The sequence below is a fragment of the Streptomyces sp. NPDC002884 genome, assembly GCF_040295245.1.
In the GTDB taxonomy this organism is placed as follows: domain Bacteria; phylum Actinomycetota; class Actinomycetes; order Streptomycetales; family Streptomycetaceae; genus Streptomyces.
Window position 1 is genome coordinate 78,234 of record NZ_JBEOVB010000025.1, and the last position, 23,810, is coordinate 102,043.

The following is a 23,810-nucleotide window of genomic DNA, read 5'->3' on the forward strand; positions in this document are numbered from 1 at the left end:
ACGGCCGTTGTGGGTGGTCGCTGTGGTCAGGCTGGCCGTCGCCTGTGAGAACGCACAGGCCGCGGTAACGGGTTGCCCAGGCTTTCCCCAACACCCGAGGTGAGGCGTACGACCTCGGCGATACGTACAACCTTTCGTACGAACCCGTGTGTCAACAGGTCATGACTCACCGGACACGAAGAAGCACAAGGCTGCTCGGCGCCGGGCTCACCGCCGGCGTCCTCATAACCGGCGTGGCCGCCGCCGCACCCGCCTCGGCCGCCACGCCCACCGTGAGCTGTACGTCGGCCAAGGCCGGGCTGGCGGCCAAGCTGAAGAAGGACATCACCGCCGCGCTCGCGAACCGCAAGGGCACGGTCGCCGTCGGCCTCTACGACCGCACCACCAACACCACCTGCACCCTGCGTGCCTCCACCGCCTACGACTCGGCCAGCGTCGTCAAGGTCACCGTCCTCTCCGCGCTGCTGTGGGACGCGCAGAAGACCGGCCGGGCGCTGACCAGCCGTGAGAAGACCCTCGCCACGGCCATGATCACCAAGTCGGACAACGCCTCCACCTCCACCCTGTGGAAGCAGCTCGGCGTCACGAAGATCAAGAACTTCCTGACGGCCGCGAAGATGACGCAGACCAAGCCGGGCGCGAACAACTACTGGGGCCTGACCCAGATCACCGTCACCGACGAGCAGAAGCTGCTGAAACTGCTCACCGCCAAGAACACGGTCCTCACCGACGCCTCGCGCGCCTACGTCAACACGCTGATGGGCCAGGTCGTCCCGTCGCAGCGCTGGGGCACCCCCTACGGCAGGCCGGCCGGGGTCAGCTGGCACGTCAAGAACGGGTGGCTGTCGCGCGCCACGCACGGCTGGCGGGTGCACAGCGTCGGCACGTTCAAGGGCGGCGGCCACGACTACGTCATGACCGTCCTCACCCACGGCAACAGCACGATGAACTACGGCATCACGACCATTCAGGGCGTCGCCAAGGTCATCCACAAGGACCTGGCCGCTTCCTGAGCGAGCCTTTACGCGGTGTCCCACCGCACGTCACCGACCCGGCCTACGGTGACGCCCATGCGCCTGCGAACCGTACTCGCCACCCTCACCGCCGGCCTGGCGGCGGCCACCACCCTCACCGCCGCCGGGCCCGCGAACGCCCACCCGGCCACGAACAGCGCAGCCGGCTCGGCCACGGGCCACGCCTGTTCACCCGCCGTCTCCCTCGACGGCTTCTCCGACGCCCTCGACAAGACGACCTTCGACGGCACCTTCGTCGGCAACCTCTCCGCGCTCGCCCTGGACGGGGACGGCTCCCTCGCGGCCCTCTCCGACCGCTCCGCGCTCTTCGGCCTGGACGCCGGGACCCTCGCCCCGAAGTCGGTCGTCCCGCTCGCCGACGAAAGCGGGGCCGCGCTCGACAGCGAGGGTCTCGCCGTCGACCGGGACGGCACCCGGCTGATCACCTCCGAGACCGAGCCGTCCGTCCGCCGCTACGGCCGCGACGGCAAGATCCTCGAACGCCTCCCGGTCCCGTCCTCGCTCCTCGTCGCCCCGGCCGGCCGCGCCACGTCCAACCAGACCTTCGAGGGGCTGACGCTGCTGCCCGGCGGACGCACCCTCCTCGCGTCGATGGAGTACGCGATCTCCGGAGACAGCGCGGGCATCGTCCGCTTCCAGACCTGGCAGCGGCACCACGGCCGGTTCGCGCTCGCGGCCCAGTACGCCTACCGCACCGACTCCGGCCTCGGCGTCCCCGAGGTCCAGGCCCTGCCCGACGGCCGGCTGCTCGTCCTGGAGCGCGGCTTCACCTCCGGCGTCGGCAACACGGTCCGCCTCTACCTGGCCGACCCCCGCCACGCCACGGACACCGGCGGCGTCGAGAACCTCACCGGCCAGGCCGGCGTGCGCCTGGTGAAGAAGACACTCCTCGCCGACATCGTGAACTGCCCGTCACTGGGAGCGACTGCCAAGCAGCCACAGCCGAACCCGCTGCTCGACAACATCGAGGCCATGGTGGTCACGGGCCGCGCCAAGGGCCGCCTGGAGGTGCTCCTGGCCAGCGACGACAACCAGAACGCGGCACAGACGACCCGCTTCTACCGGCTGCGCATACGCCTCTGACCGCCTCCGGCCGCCGCTGACCGACTGTGACCGTGTGTCCCCGATTGTTGCGGAGGGATGAAATCCGCTTCTGACGGCGTTGGTGCCTTCCGGCAGACCAGGACGACCCGGACGACCGGGACGGCCGGGACGACAGGAAGGCACCGGCGTGGCAGTGCAGCAGGGGGAGCAGCGGCGAGGCTGGGCGCGCAGACTGGCCGGGTACGCCTGGGGTCACCGGGTGGACGTCCTGCTCGCGCTGGGCTCCTCGCTCGCCGGCATGGCCGTCCTGGCACTGGTCCCGCTGGTCACCAAGGTGATCATCGACGATGTGATCGGCGACCACACCCGGGACATGGGCCCCTGGGCGGGCGCCCTGATCGCCGCCGCCGTCCTCGTCTACGTCCTCACCTACGTCCGCCGCTACTACGGCGGCCGACTCGCTCTCGCCGTCCAGCACGACCTGCGGACCGCGATGTTCGAGACGATCACCCGCCTCGACGGCCGGCGTCAGGACGAGCTGTCCACCGGCCAGGTCGTGGGCCGCGCCACCAGCGACCTCCAGCTCATCCAGGGTCTGCTCTTCATGCTCCCGATGACGATCGGGAACCTGCTCCTCTTCCTGATCTCCCTGATCATCATGGCCTGGCTGTCCCTCCCGCTCACCCTGGTCGCCCTCGCCGTGGCGCCCGCCCTCGCGTACATCGCCCGGCGCAGCCGCACCAAGCTCCACCCCGCCACCTGGTACGCCCAGGCCCAGGCGGCGGCCGTCGCGGGCGTGGTCGACGGAGCCGTCAGCGGCGTACGGGTCGTGAAGGGGTTCGGCCAGGAGGACCAGGAGACCGGCAAACTGCGCGAGGTCGGCCGCCGGCTCTTCGCCGGCCGGCTGCGCACGATCCGCCTGAACTCGGCCTACACCCCCGCCCTCCAGGCCGTCCCCGCCCTCGGCCAGGTCGCCATGCTGGCACTCGGCGGCTGGCTGGCCGTGGGCGGCCACATCACCCTCGGTACCTTCGTCGCCTTCTCCACCTACCTCGCCCAGCTCGTCGGCCCGGTGCGGATGCTCGCCGTGGTCCTCACGGTCGGCCAGCAGGCCCGCGCGGGCACCGAACGCGTCCTGGAACTGATCGACACCGAGCCGTCGATGAAGGACGGCACCAAGGCGCTGCCCGCCGACGCCCCCGCCACCGTCGAGTTCGACGACGTGAGCTTCGGCTACGACCCCGGCCGGCCCGTCCTCGACGGCCTGACCTTCGAGATCCGCCCCGGCGAGACCCTCGCGGTGGTGGGCTCCTCCGGCTCGGGCAAGTCCACCGTCTCCCTCCTCCTGCCCCGCTTCTACGACGTCGGCCGGGGCGCCGTCCTCATCGGCGGTCACGACGTCCGCGAGCTCACCCTCGACTCGCTGCGCGCCGCGATCGGCCTGGTCCCCGAGGACTCGTTCCTCTTCTCCGACACCGTCCGCGCCAACATCGCGTACGGCCGTCCCGACGCCACCCAGGAGCAGATCGAGGCCGCCGCCCGTGCCGCACAGGCCGACCGGTTCATCGCCGAGCTGCCCCTGGGCTACGACACGACGGTCGGCGAACACGGCCTCACCCTCTCCGGCGGCCAGCGCCAGCGGGTCGCGCTCGCCCGCGCGATCCTCACCGACCCGCGCCTGCTGGTCCTCGACGACGCGACCTCCGCCGTCGACGCGGCGGTCGAGCACGAGATCCACGAGGCCCTCAAACAGGTCATGCAGGGCCGTACGACCCTGCTCATCGCGCACCGCCGCTCCACCCTCAACCTCGCCGACCGCATCGCCGTCCTGGACGCCGGACGGCTCGCCGACCTCGGTACCCACGAGGAACTCCAGGAGCGCTCCGCGCTCTACCGCCGGCTGCTCACCGACCCCGACGAGCTCGGCGGGGTCTCGCCCGGCCACGCCCGGCCGGCGGTGCCGGGCGAGGACACCTCCGTCCGCGAGGAACTGGACGCCGAGTTCGACGCCGAGCGCGGGGTGACCCCCCGGCTGTGGACAGGAGACCGGGAGCCCAAGGAGACCGCCCTCGCCGGGATGCCGGCCACCCCCGGGCTGCTCGCCCAGATCGAGGCGCTGCCCCCGGCCGTCGGCACCCCCGACGTCGACGAGCGGCAGGCGGTCCGGCCGGAGGCGTCGTACGGCCTGCGCCGGCTGCTGCGCGGCTTCGGCGCACCCCTCCTCGTCAGCCTCGGCCTGGTCGCCGTCGACGCCGGGACGAGCCTGCTGCTGCCGGTGATGATCCGGCACGGCATCGACCAGGGCGTGACCCGGGCCGCGCTGGGCGCCGTCTGGGCGGCCTCGCTGCTCGCGCTGCTCGCCGTGCTGGTGCAGTGGATCGCGCAGACCGGCGAGATCCGGATGACCGGCCGCACCGGCGAACGCGTCCTCTACACCCTCCGGCTGAAGATCTTCGCCCAGCTCCAGCGTCTCGGACTCGACTACTACGAGCGGGAGCTGACCGGCCGGATCATGACGCGGATGACGACCGACGTCGACGCCCTCTCCACCTTCCTGCAGACCGGCCTGGTCACGGCCTTCGTCTCGGTCGTCACCTTCTTCGGCATCATGGGCGCCCTGCTGGTCATCGACGTACAGCTCGCGCTGGTCGTCTTCGCGACGCTGCCGCCCCTGGTCGTCGCCACGTACTTCTTCCGCAGGGCCAGCGTGAAGGCGTACGAACTCGCCCGCGAGCGCGTGTCGACGGTCAACGCCGACCTCCAGGAGTCGGTGTCCGGGCTCAGGATCGTGCAGGCCTTCGGGCGCGAGCGGGACGGCGCGGCACGGTTCGCGCAGCGCAGTGACAGCTACCGCCAGGCGCGTATCCGGGGCCAGTGGCTGATCTCGATCTACTTCCCGTTCGTGCAGCTGCTGTCGTCCGTCGCGGCGGCGGCGGTCCTGGTCGCGGGCGCGGGCCGGGTGGACGCGGCGACCCTCACCACCGGCGCGCTGGTCGCGTACCTCCTCTACATCGACCTGTTCTTCGCCCCCGTCCAGCAGCTCTCCCAGGTCTTCGACGGCTACCAGCAGGCGACCGTCTCCCTGGGCCGGATCCAGGAACTGCTCCGGGAACCGACGTCCACCAAGTCCGCCGACGAGCCGCGCGAGGTCCTCTCGCTGCGCGGCGAGATCGCCTTCGAGGACGTGCACTTCAGGTACGGCGAGGAGGAAGAGGCCCTGACCGGAATCGAGTTGAGCATCCCGGCCGGCCAGACCGTCGCCTTCGTCGGCGAGACCGGCGCGGGCAAGTCGACCCTGGTCAAGCTGGTGGCCCGGTTCTACGACCCCACCGGCGGCCGGGTCACCGTCGACGGCACGGACCTGCGCTCCCTCGACCTCACCTCGTACCGCCACCGGCTGGGCGTCGTCCCGCAGGAGGCGTACCTGTTCCCCGGCACGGTCCGCGACGCCATCGCCTACGGCCGGCCCGACGCCACCGACGCCGAGGTGGAGGCGGCGGCCAGTGCGGTGGGCGCGCACGAGATGATCGCCACCCTCGACGGCGGCTACCTCCACGAGGTCGCCGAGCGCGGCCGCAACCTCTCCGCCGGCCAGCGCCAGCTGATCGCGCTGGCCCGCGCCGAGCTCGTCGACCCGGACGTCCTGCTCCTCGACGAGGCGACGGCCGCCCTCGACCTGGCCACGGAAGCCCAGGTCAACCAGGCCACGGACCGCCTGGCCGGCCGCCGCACCACCCTGGTCGTGGCGCACCGCCTGACCACCGCCGCCCGAGCGGACCGCGTCGTCCTCATGGACCACGGACAGGTCGTGGAGGACGGCACCCATGACGAGCTCCTGGCCCTGGGCGGACGGTACGCCCGGCTCTGGCGCACTTTCGTCGGCGAGGACGAGCCCGCGGCGGTGTGAGGCAACCATTCGGCGCGCGTCGTGCGTCCGTACATCAGTACGGCGATCGGGAGTACGACGGGCGTGGGAGGGGCGGGGACCGTGGGCACAGGTGCGAGAAGCGTGACGGTCCGGCGGCTCGTGCTCGGGCTGGCCCTGCTGATCGTGTCCGGGCTGCTCGCCGTCGCCGCGCCGGGCAGTGCTCAGGCCGCGACCTCCGCCGCGTCCTGCACGGGCCGCAAGGTGCGGACCCTGTCCTTCTCCACCGGCTCCGTGCTGGTCTACAAGGACGGCGGCTACGTCTGTGCCGTCACCGTCCAGAAGCATCCCGGCACCAAGCGGCTGATCTCGGTGAGCGTGCAGGCGCGCGGTCATGTCGCCGTGTCGAAGTCGCGGAAGCACACGCGCAGTTCCCCGCCGGCCAGGGTCTACGCGGGGCACCGGTGCGTGCGGGTGACGGGCGCGGTGGCCGGCGGTTCGTACCGCTCGGGCTGGCTGTTCTGCTGACTCCTCGGCCGAATCCACCACGGCCGATCGACGTGACGCGTCAACCCCCTCTGGTGTGACGGGTGTTGCTCCGATAGCTTCCGGCGACGCACATCTGTCTCACAGGGAGGGTGCACGCGCATGCGCAAGGCGCTCAGATGGCTGCTGGCGCTCACGGTGCTCATAGGCACCTTGAGCACGGCGGCCACGGCAGGGGCGGCCACCGCCGCCGAGCCCAAGGCCACCGCCGGCACGGACATCAAGGACCAGCTCCTCGCCGTACCGGGTATGAGCCTGATCGAGGAGAAGCCGTACCCCGGCTACCGCTACTTCGTCCTGAACTACACCCAGCCGGTGGACCACCGGCACCCCGCCAAGGGCACGTTCCAGCAGCGGATCACCGTGCTGCACAAGGACACCGCGCGCCCCACGGTCTTCTACACCGGCGGCTACAACGTCTCCACCACCCCCAGCCGCCGCGAGCCCACCCAGATCGTGGACGGCAACCAGGTCTCCATGGAGTACCGCTTCTTCACGCCCTCCCGCCCCGACCCCGCCGACTGGTCCAAGCTGGACATCTGGCAGGCGGCGAGCGACCAGCACCGCATCTTCAAGGCGCTGAAGAAGATCTACACCAAGAACTGGATCTCCACGGGCGGTTCCAAGGGCGGCATGACGGCGACCTACTACGAGCGCTTCTACCCCGGGGACATGGACGGCGTGGTGGCCTACGTGGCCCCCAACGACGTCGTCAACGACGAGGACTCCGCCTACGACCGCTTCTTCGCGAACGTCGGCACCGAGGAGTGCCGCGACCGCCTGAACGCCGTACAGCGTGAGGCGCTGGTGCGCAGGGAGCCGCTGGAGCAGAAGTACGCGTCGTACGCGGCGGAGAACGGCTACACGTTCGCCACCGTCGGCAGCCTGGACCGTGCCTACGAGGCGGTCGTCCTCGACTACGTCTGGGGCTTCTGGCAGTACAGCCTGCTGTCCGACTGCGCGTCGATCCCGGCGGACGCGGCCACGGCGACGGACGACGAGATCTGGACGTCCATCGACACGATCTCGGGCTTCTCGTTCTACACGGACCAGGGCCTGTCCCCGTACACCCCGTACTACTACCAGGCGGGCACCCAACTGGGCGCCCCCACCATCCACTTCCCGTCCATCGAGAAGAAGTACATCCGCTACGGCTACCAGCCCCCGCGCAACTTCGTCCCCCGCGACATCGGCATGAGGTTCCAGCCGCGGGCGATGCGTGACGTCGACACGTGGGTCAGGCACAACGCCCACCACATGCTCTTCGTCTACGGCCAGAACGACCCGTGGGGCGCGGAACGCTTCGGGCTCGGCAAGGGCGCGAAGGACAGCTACGTCTTCACGGCCCCCGGCCTGAACCACGGCGCCAACGTCGCCGGCCTGGTCGCCGACCAGAAGGCGCTGGCCACGGCCCGGATCCTGGCCTGGGCGGGCGTCGCGCCCAGCGCGGTCTCCCGGGCCGAGCCGCTGGCGAGGTTCGACGCGAGGCTGGACGTCCGGGACGTGGAGCGGGAGCCCGCGCTGCGCCCGTGACACCCGTCAACTCCCCGCGTACAGGGGCCCCGACGGCCGGCCGGCTCACATGCCGGTCGGCCGTCGTGCCGTTCACCGGCGGTGTGTATAGTCCCGCCCCATGGAATCCGGCGTCGAGCTCGTGAAGCGCGCGCACATCGACCTGCTCAGGGTCGCCACCGCGCTGTGTAGCTGATCCGCGCGCCCTTTTCCCGGCGCCCGCTTCCCTCTTCTCCGCCCTCCGCCGTATCTCCCTCCGTCGTGCGCCCGCGGTATTCCGTCTCTGACGTGATTCAACGTTGCATCATGAGCGACCCGGTGCGGCGAGCGCGTCCGGCCCCGTCTAAGGAATTCCGCCATGTCCGCCAAGTTCGCCATGTCCTCTCCCCGTTCCCTCGACAGAAGAGCAGCGCTGCGCCTGTTCGGCGCCGCCGGCCTCGGCCTCGCCGCTGCCGCCTGCGCCGGTCCCGGCGGCGGCTCGGGGGCGACGTCCTCCAGTGCCTCCCCCGCCGCCCTCGCCACCTCCGGCACCCCCGAGGGGACCGTCTCCTTCGCCCACTGGCGGGCCGAGGACAAGGCGGTGATCGCGGACCTGATCAAGGCGTTCGCGCGGAAGTACCCGGACGCCGCGGTCGAGCAGGACATCGCTCCCTCCGCCGACTACCAGTCGACCGCCCTGCGCCGCATCCAGGGCTCGAAGACCGGTGACCTGTTCACGGCGTTCCGGGGCGCGCAGTTCCAGCAGATCGTCAAGGCCGGCGTGTACGCGCCGCTGACCGGCACGGCCGTCGTCGGCGACTACCAGGCGAACCTCATAGGTCCCGGCGCCCAGGCCGGCGTCCAGTACGGGCTGCCCTACCAGCTGGTCTTCAACATGCCGCTCGCCAACACCGACGCCCTCGACAAGGCGGGCCACACGGCCGCGCCGACCGACTGGGACGGCTTCCTCCAACTGCTGGACGACCTCAAGGCCAAGGGCTACACCCCGCTCGCCTGGCCCGGCGGCGACGCGGCCAACGCGGGCCAGCTGCTCAACACGATGGTCATGAACAACGCGCCGGCCGACGACGCGTTCACGAAGATCGAGTCGGGCGCCTACAAGGTCACGGACGACTGGTTCCTCACCACGCTGGAGCAGTACGCCCAGCTCGTCCCGTACCTTCAGGCGCGCGCCACCGGCTCCACCACGGACGCCGTCACCCAGCTGTTCGCGCAGGGCAAGGCGGGCCTGCTGGCCACCGGGTCCTTCCAGATGGCGGGCGTGCGCGCGCTCGGCGCGAAGTTTCCCTTCGACCTCGTCGCGCCGATCACCACCGCGGCCGGCGAGGCCAGGTACGAGGGTGTCTTCAACACCACCTTCGTCCTCGGCGTGAACAGTGCCTCGAAGGTCCAGCCCGCCGCCTACGCCTTCCTGGAGTTCCTCAGCGACCCGGCCAACGCGGGCGTCTACGCCAACGGCACCGGCCAGCACGTCACCGTCCAGGGCGTCGAGTACACCAACACCGACCTCAAGGCCGTCGCACCCTGGCTGACGAGGAAGACGCTGCTCGCACCCCGCTTCCAGTTCCTGAACCTCGACATCCGCACGGCCGTCGAGAACGCGACCGTGGCCGTCGTCGGGGGGAAGAAGCCGGCGCAGGCGGCCGAGGAGGCCCAGCGTGTCATCGACCAGAAGCGCGCGTAGCCACCGCGCGGCGCGGGCACTGTGGCTCTTCCCGGTGCCCGCGCTGGCCCTCTACCTGTTCTTCTTCGTCTACCCCACCGTCCAGGCGGCGCAGTACGCGCTGACCGACTGGGACGGCTACAGCACCACCTATGACAACGTCGGCCTGCGCAACCTGCGCGAACTCGCCACCGGCGACGACGTGTTCCGCAACGCGGCGGAGAACAACCTCAAGCTGACGCTGACCGTGGTCGTCGCCCAGACGGCCCTGGCCCTGCTGCTCGCGCTGTACCTGGTCCGCACGACGCGGGTCTCGACCCTGCTGCGGGCCCTGTTCTTCCTCCCCACCGTGCTGTCCTCGGTCTCCGTCGCCTTCGTGTGGCGGTTCGTCTACGACCCGGACGGCGGGCTGCTCAACTCGGGCCTGCGCGCGGTGGGTCTGGACTCCTGGCAGTCGGTGTACCTCGGCAACCCGGACACGGCCGTGTTCTGGCTGGCGGTGACCCAGGTCTGGTTCCACGCGGGCCAGATGATGGTCGTCTACATCGCCGGACTCCAGGCGATACCCAAGGAGCTGTACGAGGCCGCCGAGCTGGACGGCGCGGGCCGCTGGGACAGCTTCCGCCACATCACCTGGCCGCTCGTCGCCCCCGCCACGGGAATCGTCGTCGCGTACACCACCGTCCAGTCCTTCAAGGCCTTCGACCTGGTGCTCGGGCTCGGCGGGAACCCGCCGGGACCGGCCCTCGACCTGCTCTCCACCCGCGTCTACACCACCTTCTCCAACAACGAGTTCGGCTACGCGGCCGCCCAGTCCCTGGTGTTCATGGCGCTGATCGCGCTGCTCACCTGGGTGCAGCGGCGGGCGCTGCGGAGGGCTGCCTGACGTGCTGCACAAGACCATCCGACCCGTGGTGCTCGCGCTGGGCGCGACGGCCGTCGTCCTGCCGCTGCTCGTCGTGCTGTTCGGCACCTTCAAGACGCTGCCGCAGCTCTTCGACTCCCCGCTGTCGCCGCCGGGTTCGCCGACCCTCGACAACTACCGCCGGGCGGTGGACGAGGGGGGACTCGGCGCCGCGTTCGCCAACAGCCTCGTCGTCACGGCGGGCGCGGTGCTGCTGACCCTGGTCGTCGCGAGCCTGGCCGCGTTCTTCTGTGCCCGGGTGCCCGGCCGGGCGGGCTGGGCGGTGTTCGGCGTGCTGGTGGCGGGACTCGCCGTGCCCGCCCAGGCGGCGATCGTCCCGCAGTACGTCCTCTTCGACCGGCTCGGCCTCACCGACAGCCTCCTCGGTCTGGTCCTCGTCGACACGACGATGACACTGCCGACGGCCGTGTTCATCCTCGGCGCGTTCCTGCGCACGATCCCGGAGGAGCTGTACGAGGCCGCGGAACTGGACGGCGCGGGCCCGCTGCGGGCGTTCCGCTCGATCGCGCTCCCGCTGACCCGCCCGGCCCTCGCCACCACCGGCATCTTCCTGTTCGTCATGGACTGGAACGACCTGCTGTACCCGCTGCTGTTCGTCCGCTCCCGGGAACACCGCACGCTGCCGCTGGCCCTGCTCGACTTCCAGGGCGAGTTCCTCACCCGGTACCCGCTGCTGTTCGCCGGGGTCGTCATCGCGTCGGCGCCGGTGGTCGTGGTGTACGTGCTGCTCCAGCGCCACTTCGTGTCGGGGCTGACGGCGGGCGCGGTACGGGGGTAGGGGCCGGGGACCGGGGTGTCCCGGGCCCCGGCCTAGGTGCTGTCCCGGACGACGAGCCGGTGTCCGGCGGTCAGCACCGAGGACCCGGCCGGGGCCCGCCCGCCGGTCCGGTCCACGAGGGCCGTCACCGCCAGCCGGGCCAGTTCCCGCTTGTCCGGGGCGATCGTGGTGAGCGGGGGAGCGGTGTAGCGGGCCTCCTCGACGTCGTCGAAACCGACGACCGCGATGTCCCCGGGGACCGTCAGCCCCCGTTCCCGTACGGCGTGCAGGGCGCCCTGGGCCAGCGCGTCGGCGAAGCAGAACACCGCGTCGGGCGGCTCGGGCAGGTCGAGGAGGGCGTGCATGGCGGCGGCGCCGTGGGCCCGGTGGTAGGCGGCGACGGGCGGCGCGAGCGTCTCGTCGTAGCGCAGCCCGGTCCGTTCCAGGGCCTGTCGGTGACCGGCCAGACGGGTCGCGGAGGTCGCGGCGTGCGGCACGGTCTGGCGGCCGATCACCGCGATCCGGCGGCGGCCGCGGGCCAGCAGGTGCGCGGTCGCCTCGCGGGCCGCCCCGGTGTTGTCGATGGTGACGTGCGGACAGGGCAGGTCGTGCACCCGCTCGCCGAGCAGCACCAGCGGCGCGGTGGACCCGGCCCGTGCGGCGGCCCGGTCGTCGAGCGCGAGCGGGCTGAGGATCACCCCGTCGACCAGGGGATCGGTCCGGCCGAGGGCGATCTCCAGCTCGGCCTCCGGGCGCCCCCCGGTGGCCTCCACGAGCAGGGTGCGGCCGTGCCCCGCGGCCTCCCGCAGCAGATGTCCGGCCAGTTCGGCGAAGTACGGCATGGACAGGTCGGGCACGGCGAGCAGCAGCACCCCGCTGCGGCCGGTGCGCAGCCGCCGGGCGGCGGTGTTGGGCCGGTAGCCGAGCTCCTCGACCGCGTGCAGCACGCGCTCGCGCGTGGTCTCGGAGAAACGCCCGGTGCCGCGGACCACGTTGGACACGGTCCGCATGGACACCCCGGCCCGCTCGGCGACCTCCCTGAGCCCGATCCCTGCGCGCATCGGCCCACCATACGGCCGTGCGCGCGGTGGCCGAACGGGTTCCCGGGGCAGCCGACATCAGCCGTTCACACCGGCCGCGCGCACCCCACCGGATCCGCGCCGCCGCCGAGCTGGACGTACAGGGCGGTGGACGCCGGGCACTCCGCCCGGTCGTCCACGGCCCGCACCACCCGGTACTGCGGTTTCCGCGCGCCCGAGCCGTCGCACGCCGTCTCGTGGACCTGCCCGCCGCCCGCGCCGTAGACGCAGTCGCCGACGACCGTGCGGGGGCCGCCGCCGGCGCCCGGGTCGCCGGGGTGGGGCGGCTGGAGGTTGCGCATACAGGCGTAGCCCCGCCGGACCGTGCCGGTACCGCCGTGCGCGGGCTGCTCGCCGATGTGCAGGACGAAGTCGGTGGCCGGCGGGCAGAGCGGGCCCTCGGCGATCCTCCCGCCGTACCGGGCGCCGACCCGGGCCGCGGCCCGTTCACCGGCGCACGGCACCTCGGTGAAGCTGGTCGTCCCGAAGGAGCTGCACTCGCCGACCGCGAGGAACTCCCTGCCGAAGTCCGGGAACGGGGCCGGGGAGGAGGGCGTCCGCGCCGCGGTCGACGGGCCGGCCCCGGCTCCGTCGGACGACAGGATCCGGCACCCGCCCAGGGTCAGGGCGGCGGTCAGTGTCCAGGCCACCACCCTCACGGACCGTCGTCTGCCGCGCATCGGTTCCCCCGCCCGCCCCGGCGGACAGGGCCTGACCAGCGTGGCCCGCGACGTGGGGCGCACGCCAGCCGCGCGCGGCGCTTTGCGCGTGGTGCGGGGGACGCGCTCGGCGGTCGGCGTACGCCTAGTACGTCAGGCCGTGCCCGATCGGATACAGCACCTGCGTCGGATCGTCCGCCCGCCGCACGGGCACCGGCAGCTTCCCGCGCGGTGCGACCGCCCCGGCGATCACCCGGGCGGCGGCCCGCAGCTCGACGTCGGTCCAGGAGTAGGCCGCCACACAGGCCCGGACGGAGGGGAGCCGGGCCACGTCGTACGGGTTGCGGACGGCCACCGCCACCACCGGCCGTCCGGTCGCCGCGAGTTGCTCCACCAGCGTCCGCTGCGGGTCGGCCGCCGTGACGTTGTACGTCGTGACCACCACGGCGTCTGCCCCGCCCGCGGCCGTCACCGCCGCGGCGATCGTCCCGGCGGCGGGAGCCGTGCCCGTGGACAGGGCCGTCGCCGTGAACCCCAGTTCGGTGAGGGCGGCGGCGAGGACGCCGGTGGGCGGGCCCGTGGTGCCGGTGGGGGAGGCCGGGTCGGCGCCGACCACCAGGAGCCGGGGGTGGGTCCGGGGCGAGAGCGGCAGCAGCGGCCCCTCGTTGACCAGCAGCGTCGTGGTCCGCTCGGCGATCCGGTCGGCCGCGGCGAGGTGCTCCGGCGCCCCGACCGTCCGGACCGCCTCGGCCGGGCCGACATACGGTTCGTCGAGCAGCCCCAGCCGTGCCTTCAGCCGGAGGATCCGCAGGACCGACGCGTCGAGCCGCCGCTCGGTGAGCTCCCCGTCCTGTACGGCCTTCAGTACGGCGTGCCAGGCCACGTCCAGGTCCGGCGGGTTGAGGAGCTGGTCGACACCGGCCTTGAGCGCGAGCACCGGCACCCGGTCGTCGCCGTACTTCGTGCGCACGCCCGCCATGTCGAGGGCGTCGGTGACCACCACCCCGTCGTAGCCGAGCTTCTCGCGCAGGATGCCGGTGACGATCGGAGCGGAGAGGGTGGCGGGGTCACCGGAGTCGTCGAGGGAGGGCACCAGGATGTGCGCGGTCATGAGGGAGTCGACGCCGGCCGCGATCGCCGCCCGGAACGGCACCGCGTCCAGCGTCTCCCACTCCTCGCGTGAGTGGGTGATGACGGGAAAGCCGGTGTGGCTGTCCACGGCGGTGTCGCCGTGCCCGGGGAAGTGCTTGGCGGTCGCCGCCACTCCCGCCGCCCGGTAGCCCTCGGCCTCCGCCGCGACCAGGGCGGCCACCGCTTCCGGGTCGGCGCCGAAGGAGCGGACGCCGATGACCGGATTGGCCGGGTTCACGTTGACGTCCGCCACCGGGGAGCAGTTCTGCCGGATGCCCATCGCCCGCAGCTCGCGGCCGGCGAGGCGGCCGAGGGCACGGGCGTCGGCGCGGCTGCCCCCGGCGCCGATCGCCATGGCGCCCGGGAAGAGGGTGGCGGGGCGGCCCACCCGGCAGACGGCACCGTGCTCCTGGTCGGTGGAGACCAGCACCGGCAGACCGCGCGGCTGCTGGAGGGAGGCCCGCTGGATGCCGTTGGAGAGGTCCGCGATCTGCCGCGGGTCGCGGGTGTTGTGCGCCCAGGCGAAGTAGATGATCCCGCCGAGCCGGTAGCGGGCGAGCAGCTCGGCGGCCGTGCGCACGCCGAGTTCGGCGCGGTTGGCGTCGAGATCGGCCTGGTCGGGCGCGGTCGCCGAGTGGCCGTACACCCGCGAGACGAAGACCTGGCCGACCTTCTCCTCCAGGGTCATGCGGGCGAGGAGTTCGCCGGGACGAGGGTCGTCCGCGTGGGCCGGACCGCCGACGGCGAGGGCGGCGGTGACGCCCGCGCCGGCGGCGAGGACGGTGCGTCTGGAGGGCATGTGCGCTCCTTCCGGTGGGGGGCCGGTGGCGCACGCTACCCGCGTGAGGCGCCGCCATCGGCGCATTGGAGGGGGGCGCGCCGATGACGGCTCGGCTGCCGGGCCGCGGTGCGGCGGAGAGGGTGGGTCAGCGATCGCAGCCAGCAGCGAGGGCCGACACCGCACCGAGGTGACTCGTCCGACAGTTCGGGAGTTGGACGAGTGGAGCTCGGGCAGGGTTCCCGGCCGCACCCCGTTTCCCGGAAGTCGGTACACGTGCGGCAGGAGGGACCGGCGGGACGCCCACGGTCGCGCGGCGCGTGGCCGTCCGGCGTGCGGGCCCGGCTCGCGACCGCACGGCTTCGACCGTCCGGTGCGTGGTGACACCGGGTACGGCCGTGCGGCCGGGGCGAATCGGTGCGCGGGCCGGGGCCGGTGGTTCGTGGGGGCGGGGTGGTCAGTGGGCCGACGCGCGCGGCCACTGTTCGCGCAGCACCCGCACCGTCTCCGCGATCGCCGGCCGCCGGGCCGCCCCCGTGCGCCACAGCGCGTACAGCCGTCGTACGGGCGTCGGGTCGAGCGGGACCTCCACGACCCCGGCAGGCAGCGGGCCGCGCCCGAGGCGGGGGATGAGCGCGACCCCGAGGCCGGCGGCCACCAGGGCGACGAGGGTCGGGTTCTCCTCGGCCGTGTGGACGAGGTCGGGCTCGTGCCCCGCCGTGCGCAGCGTGCGCACCAGCCAGTCGTGGCAGACCCGGCCCGGCGGCTGGCAGATCCACCGCTCGCCGCCCAGCTCCTCCCGCCGTACGCCCGTCCGCCCCGCGAAGGGATGGCCCTCGGGCACCAGCAGATCGCACGCGTCGTCGCCGATCACCGCGTGCTCGACACCCGCCGGGGCGGGCAGCGGCACGATGTCCCAGTCGTGCGCGACGGCGAGGTCGACGGCCCCCTTCGCCACCAGGTCCACGGACAGGTGCGGGTCGACCTCGGTGAGCCGGGCGTCCAGGGCCGGGTGCAGGCGGGCCAGGTCGGCGAGGACGCGGGGCAGCAGCCCGCGCGCCGCCGAGGGGAACGCGGCGATGGTCAGCCGTCCGGCCGGCACCCCGCGCCGCTCCTCGATGCCGGTCTCGGCCCGCTCGACGATCGCCAGCAACTCCTTGGCCGTGGCGGCGAGTTGGAGCGCCTCGTCGGTGAGCCGGATACCGCGACCCGCCCGCTCCAGCAGCACCGTCCGGGTCTCCCGTTCCAGCTTGGTGATCTGCTGGGAGACCGCCGACGGGGTGTAGCCGAGAGCGGCGGCCGCGGCGCCGACGGTGCCGTGGACGGAGACGGCGTGCAGGGCGCGCAGTCGCTGGAGATCGAGCACCGGGAGTCCAATCGGTAGCGTTCCTTCATCCAACCATGCAGTGATCCTCGCTGGTGCTTCACGGTCCGGGCGGGTGATCCTCTGCGTATGCGCCCCACCCACCTCGCCCTCGCCGTCCTCGTCGCCGCTGTCTGGGGAGTGAACTTCACCGTCGTCGAGATCGGTCTCGGTCACTTCCCGCCGCTGCTCTTCTCGGCTCTGCGCTTCCTGGTGGCGGCACTGCCCGCGGTGTTCTTCGTGGGCCGTCCGAAGGTGGCCTGGAAGTGGATCGTGGCGGTGGGCCTGGTGCTGGGGGTGGCGAAGTTCGGGCTGCTGTTCGTCGGCATGGACGCGGGCATGCCGGCCGGCCTGTCGTCGCTGGTCCTCCAGATCCAGTCGGTGTTCACGGCCGTCATCGCCTTCGCGGTGCTCGGCGAACGTCCGACCCGGGTCCGGCTGCTGGGCATGGCCGTGGCCCTCGCCGGGATCGGGGTGGCCGCGTGGGACGAGGGCGCCTCCGGTTCGCTCGGCGCGTTCGCGCTGGTCATCGCGGCGGCGGCCTGCTGGGGCGCGTCGAACGTCCTCACCCGCAGGGCCTCACCGCCGGACGCGCTCAACTTCATGGTGTGGGTGAGCACGGTCCCGGTGCTGCCCCTGCTCGCCCTCTCCCTGCTGACCGAGGGCCCGTCCCGCGACCTGGCCGCGCTGCGCGCGCTGGACTGGCAGGGCGCCGCCACGGTCTGCTTCGTCGCCTGGGTCACCACGGTCTTCGGCTTCGGTGCCTGGGGCTGGCTGCTGCACCGCCACCCGGCGTCCACGGTGGCCCCCTTCTCGCTCCTGGTCCCCGTCTTCGGCATGACGTCGGCCGCCCTGTTCCTCGGCGAGCCGGTGAGCGGCCTGCGCTGGTGCGCGGCGGCACTGCTGGTGGGCGGGGTGGCGCTGACCTCGCTCGCACCGGCGAGAAGGGCGGTACGGCAGCCCGCACAGCCCGCCGACCAGGGCGCTGTCGAGCCCGGCGTCCGCCCGGGGGCGCGGGACGCCGTGGGATCCGCCGCTCAGGCCGGCGTCGAGTCCTGGCCCGGCACACCGTTCGACGTGGTGCCCCGGCCCGGCGTCGAGCCGGCCGCCGAGCCCGCTGGTCAACCCGTTGCCCGACCTGTTGTCCGACCTGTTGTTCAACCGGAGTGAACCGCCCCGACACACGTCCATCCCGTGGACGTACCGGCGCCGGAGCGGACCGGCGCGGGATCATGAGGGGCATGGCCCTCGTCGACATCCCCGGTTCCAAGTCCCTCACCGCCCGCGCCCTGTTCCTGGCGGCGGCAGCCGACGGCGTCACCACCCTCCAGCGTCCCCTCCGCTCCGACGACACGGAGGGGTTCGCCGAGGGCCTGACCCGGCTCGGCTACCGGGTGGGACGCACACCGGGCGCCTGGCAGGTCGACGGCCGCCCGCAGGGCCCGGCGCTCGCCGAGGCCGACGTCTACTGCCGGGACGGCGCGACCACGGCACGCTTCCTGCCGACCCTCGCCGCCGCGGGCCGCGGCACCTACCGCTTCGACGCCTCCCCGCAGATGCGCCGCCGCCCCCTCCTCCCGCTCACCCGCGCCCTGCGCGACCTGGGCGTGGACCTGCGGCACGAGGAGGCGGAGGGCCACCACCCGCTGACCGTGCGGGCGGCCGGCGTCGAGGGCGGGGACGTGGTGCTGGACGCCGGCCAGTCCTCCCAGTACCTGACCGCCCTGCTGCTGCTCGGCCCGCTCACCCGCACCGGCCTGCGCATCACGGTCACGGACCTGGTCTCGGTGCCGTACGTCGAGATCACGATCGCGATGATGCGGGCGTTCGGGGTGGAGGTGGGGCGCGAGGGGAACACGTACGTCGTCCCGCCGGGCGGCTACCGGGCCACGACCTACGCGATCGAACCCGACGCCTCCACCGCGAGCTACTTCTTCGCGGCGGCCGCGCTGACCGGCGGCGAGGTGACCGTGCCGGGCCTCGGTGAGCGCGCGCTCCAGGGCGACCTGGGCTTCGTGGACGTACTGCGGCGGATGGGCGCCCGGGTGGAGGTCGGCGCGGACCGTACGACGGTGGCCGGGACCGGTGAACTCCACGGCGTCACGGTCAACATGCGGGACATCTCCGACACCATGCCGACCCTCGCCGCGATCGCGCCCTTCGCCTCCGGCCCCGTACGCATCGAGGACGTGGCGAACACGCGGGTGAAGGAGTGCGACCGCCTGGAGGCCTGCGCGGAGAACCTCCGGCGGCTGGGCGCCGAGGTGGCGACCGGCCCCGACTGGATCGAGATCCGGCCCGGCGCGGGCGGCTCCCGTGCGGACGCGTCCCTCACGGGCGCCGACATCAAGACCTACGGCGACCACCGCATCGTCATGTCCTTCGCGGTGACCGGACTGCGCGTCCCCGGAATCTCGTTCGACGACCCCGGCTGCGTCCGTAAGACTTTCCCCGGTTTCCACGAGGCGTTCGCGGAACTGGCGAAGGTACTGCGGAAGGACAGCGACGGGTGAGTTTTCAGCTGGAGGGGCCGGTCCTCGAGGGCGCGCTGGTGCGCCTGGAGCCGCTGGAGCACCGGCACACGGCCGAGCTGGCGGTGGCGGCCGAGGAGGACCGGCAGACGTACGAGTTCACCTGGGTGCCGAGGGCGCACGAGGTCGGTGACTACGTCGACGCCCAGCTCGCCCGCGCGGCGACCGGCAGACTCGCGCCCTACGCGCAGATCTCGGTCGCCTCCGGCCGGGCGGTCGGCGCGACCTCCTACTGGGAGCCGCGTTCCTGGCGGACCGACGAGCAACTGGACGCCGTCGAGGTCGGTTTCACCTGGCTGGCGGGCTCCGCCCAGGGCACGGGCGTCAACGCCGAGGCCAAGCTCCTCCTCTTCCGGCACGCCTTCACGCGGTGGGGCGTCTCCCGGGTGGACCTGAAGACGGACGCCCGCAACACCCGTTCCCGCGCGGCCATCGTCAGCGTCGGCGCCCGTTTCGAGGGCGTCCTGCGCAACTGGTCCCGCTCCTGGGCGCCGGGTGAGGAGGACCGTCTGCGCGACTCCGCGATCTTCTCCGTCACGGCGGAGGAATGGCCGCGGTGCGAGCGGCGGTTGGCGGAACGGGTGGCGGGATTCCTGCCGCGCGCGCGGTGAGCGCCGCCAGGAACGCGGCACGGCGCTTCGTCCGGCCCGGGGAGGTGCTGTCCTCGGCACCGGAGACCGTCGTCACGGCCGGCAGCGCACTCCTCTGGTACGCGCTCGCGATGCTCCTGTACCTGGAGAACCAGGCGCGGGAGCCCTGGGACCCGGATCTTCCCGACGAGGGCCCCGTCCTCCTCCTGGCCTGCGTGGCCGGGGCGTCGCTGCTGCTCACCCGGGCGCTGCGCGCCCTGCCGGCCGGCCGCACCGGCCGGCTGGGCGGCGTCCTCGACCGGGTGGCCCTGGCCCGGGGTGTCGCGGTGGCCGTGATCTGGGTGGCGCTGGTCGTCATCGCCGCCGTCACCTGACCCGAGCCGTCCCCCTCGGGCCCCTCGGGGCGCCTACGCCGGTGCGCGGGCGGCAGCCGTCCGCAGTTCCTCCCGCACCGCCGCCACCACCGGATCCCGCTCCGCCCCGGCCCGTACGGCGACGAAGACGTTCCGGGAGGGCGGCTCGCCCCGCGCCGGGCGCAGCGCCAGTTCCCGGTGGGCGTACAGCGACCGCACCAGCCGGGGCACCAGCGCCACCCCCTGCCCCGCCTCCACCAGTCCCGCCAGCGCGGCCCAGTCGTTCACGTCGTGCCGGATGTCGGGCGTGAACCCGGCCGCCGCGCAGACCGAGCGGGTCACCGCCCCGCAGCAGCTGAGGGCGTTCCCGACGATCCAGACGTCCCTGGCCAGCTCCCGCAACGGCACCTCGGCGCGCTCGGCGAGGGGATGGCCGGGCGGGAGGGCGATGTCCAGGACGTCCGTCAGCAGGTCCTCGCGGGTGTAACGGCGGTCGGTGTGCGGGGGAGCGGCCGCGAAGTCGACGGCGACGGCCACGTCGACCTGCCCGCCGTCGAGCGCGGTGAACAGGTCCGGCGGCTCGGCCTCCACGACGTCCACGCGCAGGTGCGGAAGCCGGTCGCGCAACGCCCGCAGCGCGGACGGCAGCAGCCCCAGGATGCCGCTGGAGAAACAGCCGACGGTCACCGCGCCCCGCCCGCCCTCCTCGTACGCCGCCAAGTCTGCGCGGGCCCGCTCCAGTTGGGCGGCGATGATCTCGGCATGCGCGAGCAGCACCCGCGCCTGACCGGTGAGGCGGACGCCTCTGCCGTCCCGTTCCGTGAGCGGTACGCCCAGTTCGCGGGCGAGGGCGGCGAGCTGCTGGGAGACCGCCGAGGGCGTGAGGTGCAGGGCCTCGGCCGTCCGAGCCAGGCTGCCCCGGCGCTCCAGCTCGCGCAGGACGGTCAGCCGGCGCAGGTCGATGGAGTAGGCGGCGCTCATCGGCTGACTTAAGGAGCGGCTTATGGGTTCCACCGGAAAAGATTAACTGGACCTTGAGTGTCGGGGTCGGAAATCATCGGATCCATGACCGCACGTTCCTATCTCATCCTCCACGGCTGGCAGAACCACCGTCCCGAGGACCACTGGCAGCACTGGCTCGCGGACCGTCTCACCGCACTCGGCCACGAGGTCGTCTACCCGCAGCTGCCCGATCCGGACGACCCCGACCTGGAGGTGTGGCTGACGGAACTGGCCCGCCACCTCGACGGGCTCGCCGCCGGTTCCGAGCGGGTGGTCGTCGCCCACAGCCTCTCGGTCCTGCTCTGGCTGCACGCCGTCGCCCGCGACCTGCCGTCGCTCGCGGGCGTCGACCGGGTGCTGCTGGTGGCCCCGCCGTCCCGGTCGGTCCTCGCGAGGTATCCGGAGGTCGAGGGGTTCGGGTTCGCCGGGGACCTCTTCGGGCGGCGGCTCGACGGCCGCACGCTCGTGCACCCGACCCGGCTCGTCGCCGGGGACGACGACCCCTACCTCCCGGAAGGCGTGCAGGCGGCCTACGGCGACCCCCTGGGCCTCACCGCCGAACTCCTCCCGGGCGCCGCCCACCTCGACCTGGACGCCGGTTACGGCTCCTGGCCCTCGGTGCTGGAGTGGTGCCTGGACGGGACGGCGAAGCTCACGGTGCGGTAGCGGGCGGCACGGCGGCGGGGGGCCCGGCGGCGGGCGGCGTGGTGGCAGGCGGCCCGGCGGCGGGTGGCGCGGTGAAGGGTGGCGAGGCGGCGGACGGCCCGGTGACGGGCGGCGTGGTGGCGGCTGCCTGCGGATCCGTGCCGCTCGCGCGGCCGCCCCGCAGCTCCGGGGTCGTCGTCCCCACCGCCGTGACCGCCGCCAGGCACATCAGACCGCCGGTGATCAGCGCGGTCGTGCCCGAGGTCCCGCCGGCCACCAGACCGCCGCGCAGGTTGCCGAGGTTGGGGCCCGCCTGGCCGACGATCGTCTCGGCCGCCGTCACCCGGCCCAGCAGGGCGTCCGGGGTGCGGGTCTGCACGATCGTGGCCCGGGACAGCACGGCCACCGAGTCCGCCGCACCGGCCACCGCCAGCATCCCCAGGCCGGCCCAGGGGCTGGTCGTCAGGCCGAAGAGGGCGAGGGCCGCGCCCCAGAGGCCCGCGGAGCAGAGCATCACCGGGCCGGGGCGGGCGAGCCGGGTGACCGGTCCGGAGAGGGCGGTCGCCGCCATGCCTCCCACGGCGAGCGCGGACAGGAACAGACCGAGCGTGCGCGGGTCGCCGCCGAACCGTTCCTCGTTGACGAGCGGGAACAGGCCGGCGGGCATCGCCAGCACGGTGGCGGCCAGGTCGACCAGCAGCGCGCCGCGCACCGCGCGGTGCCCGGTCAGGAACCGCAGCCCGTCCAGGACACCCTGGACGCCGGGCCGGGACTTCTCGCCCTCGGGCGGCAGCGCGGGCAGCCCGTAGGCGCCGTAGAAGGCCATGCCGAAGGTGAGGGCGTCCACCAGGTAGCACACGCCGATGCCCCACCAGCCGAGCACGACACCGGCGACGGCCGGGCCGAGCAGCATCATCGCCTGGCCGGTGACCTGGTTCAGGGCGAGACCGGCGGCCACCTGGTCCTTGGGCAGCAGCCGGGGCAGGAACACGCCCGCCGCGGGCGCGCCGATCGCCCCGAACGACGACTGCACCGCCACCAGCGCGAGCACCACGGCCACCGGCGCCTGCCCGGTGAAGCCCTGCACGGCCAGCAGGACGGAGCAGACCGCCGCGCCGACGGTGCTCAGGAGATACGCGCGGCGCCGGTCGGCCCGGTCCACCCAGGCGCCCGCGAACAGTCCGACGCCGATCAGCGGCAGCGCCTGCGCCAGCCCCACCGCGCCGCTCCAGACCGAGCTGTGGGTCGTGTCCCAGACCTGGTACATGACGGTGACCATGGTCATGAAGCCACCGAGCGTGGACACCGTGCGCCCGATCAGCAGCCGCCGGAAGACGGGGGAGGAACGAAGAGGACGTACGTCGACCAGAGCCCTGGACAGGAGGCTCATGACGAAACGACGGTGACGGAGGCCGCTGGCTGCTGATTCACGGCGCGGAGGCTAACCCGGACACCGACCGGGATGCCACTCGATTACCCGCCCTGCCGGATGCCGGGCCGGACCTCGGGCCGTGTGCCCCGTTCTCAGGCGGAGTCGTTCAGCAGGCGTCCGAGATGCTCACGTCCGCCGCCGAGCAGCTCGGGCAGCGGCTGGGCGTTCTCGTACCAGCGCCGCTCGTACTCCCAGCACAGCCAGCCGTCCCAGCCGTGCCGCGTCAGGACCTCCACGCACTCGGCGAGCGGCAGCACGCCGGCGCCGAGCGCCAGCGGGGTGCTGTCCTCGGCCGAGGCGATGTCCTTGACCTGCACGTATCCGAGATACGGCGAGAGCGCCGCGTAGGTCTCCTGCGGCTGTTCGCCGCCCAGCCAGGTGTGCATGACGTCCCACAGCGCACCGACCTGCCGATGTCCGACCGGGCCGAGCACCCGGATGGCGTCCGCGCCGGTCCGGTGCGAGTCGTGGGTCTCCAGCAGGATGCGCACGCCGAGGTCGGCGGCGTACTCGGCGGCGGTGCCGAGCCGCCGGGCGGCGATGGCGTCGGCGTCTTCGTCCTCGCCGCCGGGAAAGACCCGGACGAAGGGCGCGCCGAGGTCACTGGCGAGGTCGACGAGCCGCCGGATCTCCTCGATCACGGGCTCGTCGTCGCCCGGCGCGGCGACCCGCGGGTAGCCCGCGACCCCCAGGATCTCGACGCCCGCCGCCTTGAACCCGGCGGCGGCGTCGGCCCGTTCGTCCGGACTCAGTCCCGGATGGACCGGCTCCTCCGGATGGGCGCGCAGCTCCACGCCGTGATACCCGTGCGCGACCGCGAGCCGCAGCACCTCGGACAGGGGAGCACCGGGAACACCGAGGGTGGAGAAGGCGAGCTTCATGGTCACCACTGTCACCCCGG

Annotated in this window: 21 protein-coding genes; 14 read left to right on the forward strand and 7 right to left on the reverse strand. The window is 73.1% G+C overall.

The features are described 5' to 3' along the window. Nucleotides 1-161 precede the first annotated feature (161 nt). The 9 genes from ABT070_RS33925 (at nucleotide 162) to ABT070_RS33965 (ending at nucleotide 11,367) form a co-directional block, all read left to right on the forward strand. The gene (locus ABT070_RS33925) at nucleotides 162-1,013 is read left to right on the forward strand and encodes a serine hydrolase (protein ID WP_351766377.1); all 852 of its coding nucleotides are present in this window, start codon (nucleotides 162-164) and stop codon (nucleotides 1,011-1,013) included. Between the two features lie 57 nt (nucleotides 1,014-1,070). Continuing rightward, nucleotides 1,071-2,117 carry an esterase-like activity of phytase family protein gene (locus ABT070_RS33930; protein ID WP_351766379.1) on the forward strand — a complete coding sequence of 349 codons (1,047 nt, stop codon included), beginning with the start codon at nucleotides 1,071-1,073 and terminating at the stop codon, nucleotides 2,115-2,117. Nucleotides 2,118-2,265: 148 nt separating this feature from the next. Next, the gene (locus ABT070_RS33935; protein WP_351766381.1) at nucleotides 2,266-5,985 is read left to right on the forward strand and encodes an ABC transporter ATP-binding protein; all 3,720 of its coding nucleotides are present in this window, start codon (nucleotides 2,266-2,268) and stop codon (nucleotides 5,983-5,985) included. A 102-nt stretch (nucleotides 5,986-6,087) separates the two neighbouring features. Next, a complete protein-coding gene (locus ABT070_RS33940) occupies nucleotides 6,088-6,471 on the forward strand; it encodes a hypothetical protein (RefSeq protein ID WP_351766383.1) in 384 nt (127 codons plus the stop codon). 120 nt (nucleotides 6,472-6,591) lie between these two features. After that, nucleotides 6,592-8,022 carry a S28 family serine protease gene (locus ABT070_RS33945; protein WP_351766385.1) on the forward strand — a complete coding sequence of 477 codons (1,431 nt, stop codon included), beginning with the start codon at nucleotides 6,592-6,594 and terminating at the stop codon, nucleotides 8,020-8,022. 100 nt (nucleotides 8,023-8,122) lie between these two features. Next, entirely contained in the window at nucleotides 8,123-8,197 is a 75-nt protein-coding gene (locus tag ABT070_RS33950) for a putative leader peptide (RefSeq protein ID WP_350328511.1), read from the forward strand. Nucleotides 8,198-8,359: 162 nt separating this feature from the next. Beyond that, the gene (locus ABT070_RS33955; protein ID WP_351766388.1) at nucleotides 8,360-9,685 is read left to right on the forward strand and encodes an ABC transporter substrate-binding protein; all 1,326 of its coding nucleotides are present in this window, start codon (nucleotides 8,360-8,362) and stop codon (nucleotides 9,683-9,685) included. Then, entirely contained in the window at nucleotides 9,660-10,550 is an 891-nt protein-coding gene (locus ABT070_RS33960) for a carbohydrate ABC transporter permease (protein WP_351766390.1), read from the forward strand. The genes ABT070_RS33955 and ABT070_RS33960 overlap by 26 nt, the downstream gene beginning before the upstream one ends. Before the next feature lies 1 nt (nucleotide 10,551). Beyond that, a complete protein-coding gene (locus ABT070_RS33965; RefSeq protein ID WP_351766392.1) occupies nucleotides 10,552-11,367 on the forward strand; it encodes a carbohydrate ABC transporter permease in 816 nt (271 codons plus the stop codon). A 32-nt stretch (nucleotides 11,368-11,399) separates the two neighbouring features. Here the strand turns inward: ABT070_RS33965 and ABT070_RS33970 are convergent, their stop codons facing one another. The 4 genes from ABT070_RS33970 to ABT070_RS33985 all read right to left on the reverse strand — a co-directional run bounded on the left by ABT070_RS33970 (nucleotide 11,400) and on the right by ABT070_RS33985 (nucleotide 16,359). Further along, on the reverse strand, nucleotides 11,400-12,407 hold the full coding sequence (locus ABT070_RS33970) for a LacI family DNA-binding transcriptional regulator (RefSeq protein ID WP_351766394.1): 1,008 nt from the start codon (nucleotides 12,405-12,407) through the stop codon (nucleotides 11,400-11,402). A 65-nt stretch (nucleotides 12,408-12,472) separates the two neighbouring features. Beyond that, on the reverse strand, nucleotides 12,473-13,105 hold the full coding sequence (locus ABT070_RS33975; RefSeq protein WP_451099096.1) for a hypothetical protein: 633 nt from the start codon (nucleotides 13,103-13,105) through the stop codon (nucleotides 12,473-12,475). 124 nt (nucleotides 13,106-13,229) lie between these two features. Then, complete coding sequence (locus tag ABT070_RS33980) at nucleotides 13,230-15,014, reverse strand: glycoside hydrolase family 3 protein (protein WP_351766398.1); 1,785 nt, start codon at nucleotides 15,012-15,014, stop codon at nucleotides 13,230-13,232. Nucleotides 15,015-15,450: 436 nt separating this feature from the next. Continuing rightward, the gene (locus ABT070_RS33985) at nucleotides 15,451-16,359 is read right to left on the reverse strand and encodes a LysR family transcriptional regulator (protein ID WP_351766400.1); all 909 of its coding nucleotides are present in this window, start codon (nucleotides 16,357-16,359) and stop codon (nucleotides 15,451-15,453) included. 87 nt (nucleotides 16,360-16,446) lie between these two features. Between ABT070_RS33985 and ABT070_RS33990 the strand changes: the two genes are divergently transcribed. From ABT070_RS33990 to ABT070_RS34005, 4 genes are all read left to right on the forward strand, one after another. Further along, complete coding sequence (locus ABT070_RS33990) at nucleotides 16,447-17,526, forward strand: EamA family transporter (RefSeq protein ID WP_351766402.1); 1,080 nt, start codon at nucleotides 16,447-16,449, stop codon at nucleotides 17,524-17,526. Nucleotides 17,527-17,597: 71 nt separating this feature from the next. Next, nucleotides 17,598-18,869 (forward strand): 3-phosphoshikimate 1-carboxyvinyltransferase, encoded by a 1,272-nt coding sequence (gene aroA, locus ABT070_RS33995; protein WP_351766404.1) that lies wholly within the window; start codon nucleotides 17,598-17,600, stop codon nucleotides 18,867-18,869. Then, entirely contained in the window at nucleotides 18,866-19,498 is a 633-nt protein-coding gene (locus tag ABT070_RS34000; RefSeq protein ID WP_351766406.1) for a GNAT family N-acetyltransferase, read from the forward strand. The genes aroA and ABT070_RS34000 overlap by 4 nt, the downstream gene beginning before the upstream one ends. Continuing rightward, nucleotides 19,495-19,851, forward strand: coding sequence for a hypothetical protein (locus ABT070_RS34005; RefSeq protein ID WP_351766408.1), 357 nt, complete (start codon nucleotides 19,495-19,497; stop codon nucleotides 19,849-19,851). Before ABT070_RS34000 ends, ABT070_RS34005 begins: the two co-directional genes overlap by 4 nt. 33 nt (nucleotides 19,852-19,884) lie before the next feature. On the opposite strand, the gene ABT070_RS34010 is transcribed toward ABT070_RS34005, so the two are convergent. Next, nucleotides 19,885-20,811, reverse strand: a complete 927-nt coding sequence (locus ABT070_RS34010; RefSeq protein WP_351766410.1) for a LysR family transcriptional regulator — start codon at nucleotides 20,809-20,811, stop codon at nucleotides 19,885-19,887. Nucleotides 20,812-20,895: 84 nt separating this feature from the next. On the opposite strand from ABT070_RS34010, the gene ABT070_RS34015 reads away from it, so the two are divergent. Next, entirely contained in the window at nucleotides 20,896-21,498 is a 603-nt protein-coding gene (locus tag ABT070_RS34015) for an alpha/beta hydrolase (RefSeq protein WP_351766412.1), read from the forward strand. Here the strand turns inward: ABT070_RS34015 and ABT070_RS34020 are convergent. Then, nucleotides 21,485-22,867: an MFS transporter gene (locus ABT070_RS34020; RefSeq protein WP_351766414.1), complete on the reverse strand. Its 1,383-nt coding sequence runs from the start codon at nucleotides 22,865-22,867 to the stop codon at nucleotides 21,485-21,487. The two genes, ABT070_RS34015 and ABT070_RS34020, sit on opposite strands and share 14 nt — an antisense overlap. Nucleotides 22,868-23,001: 134 nt before the next feature. Beyond that, the gene (locus ABT070_RS34025) at nucleotides 23,002-23,790 is read right to left on the reverse strand and encodes a sugar phosphate isomerase/epimerase family protein (RefSeq protein ID WP_351766416.1); all 789 of its coding nucleotides are present in this window, start codon (nucleotides 23,788-23,790) and stop codon (nucleotides 23,002-23,004) included. Between the last annotated feature and the right edge of the window lie 20 nt (nucleotides 23,791-23,810).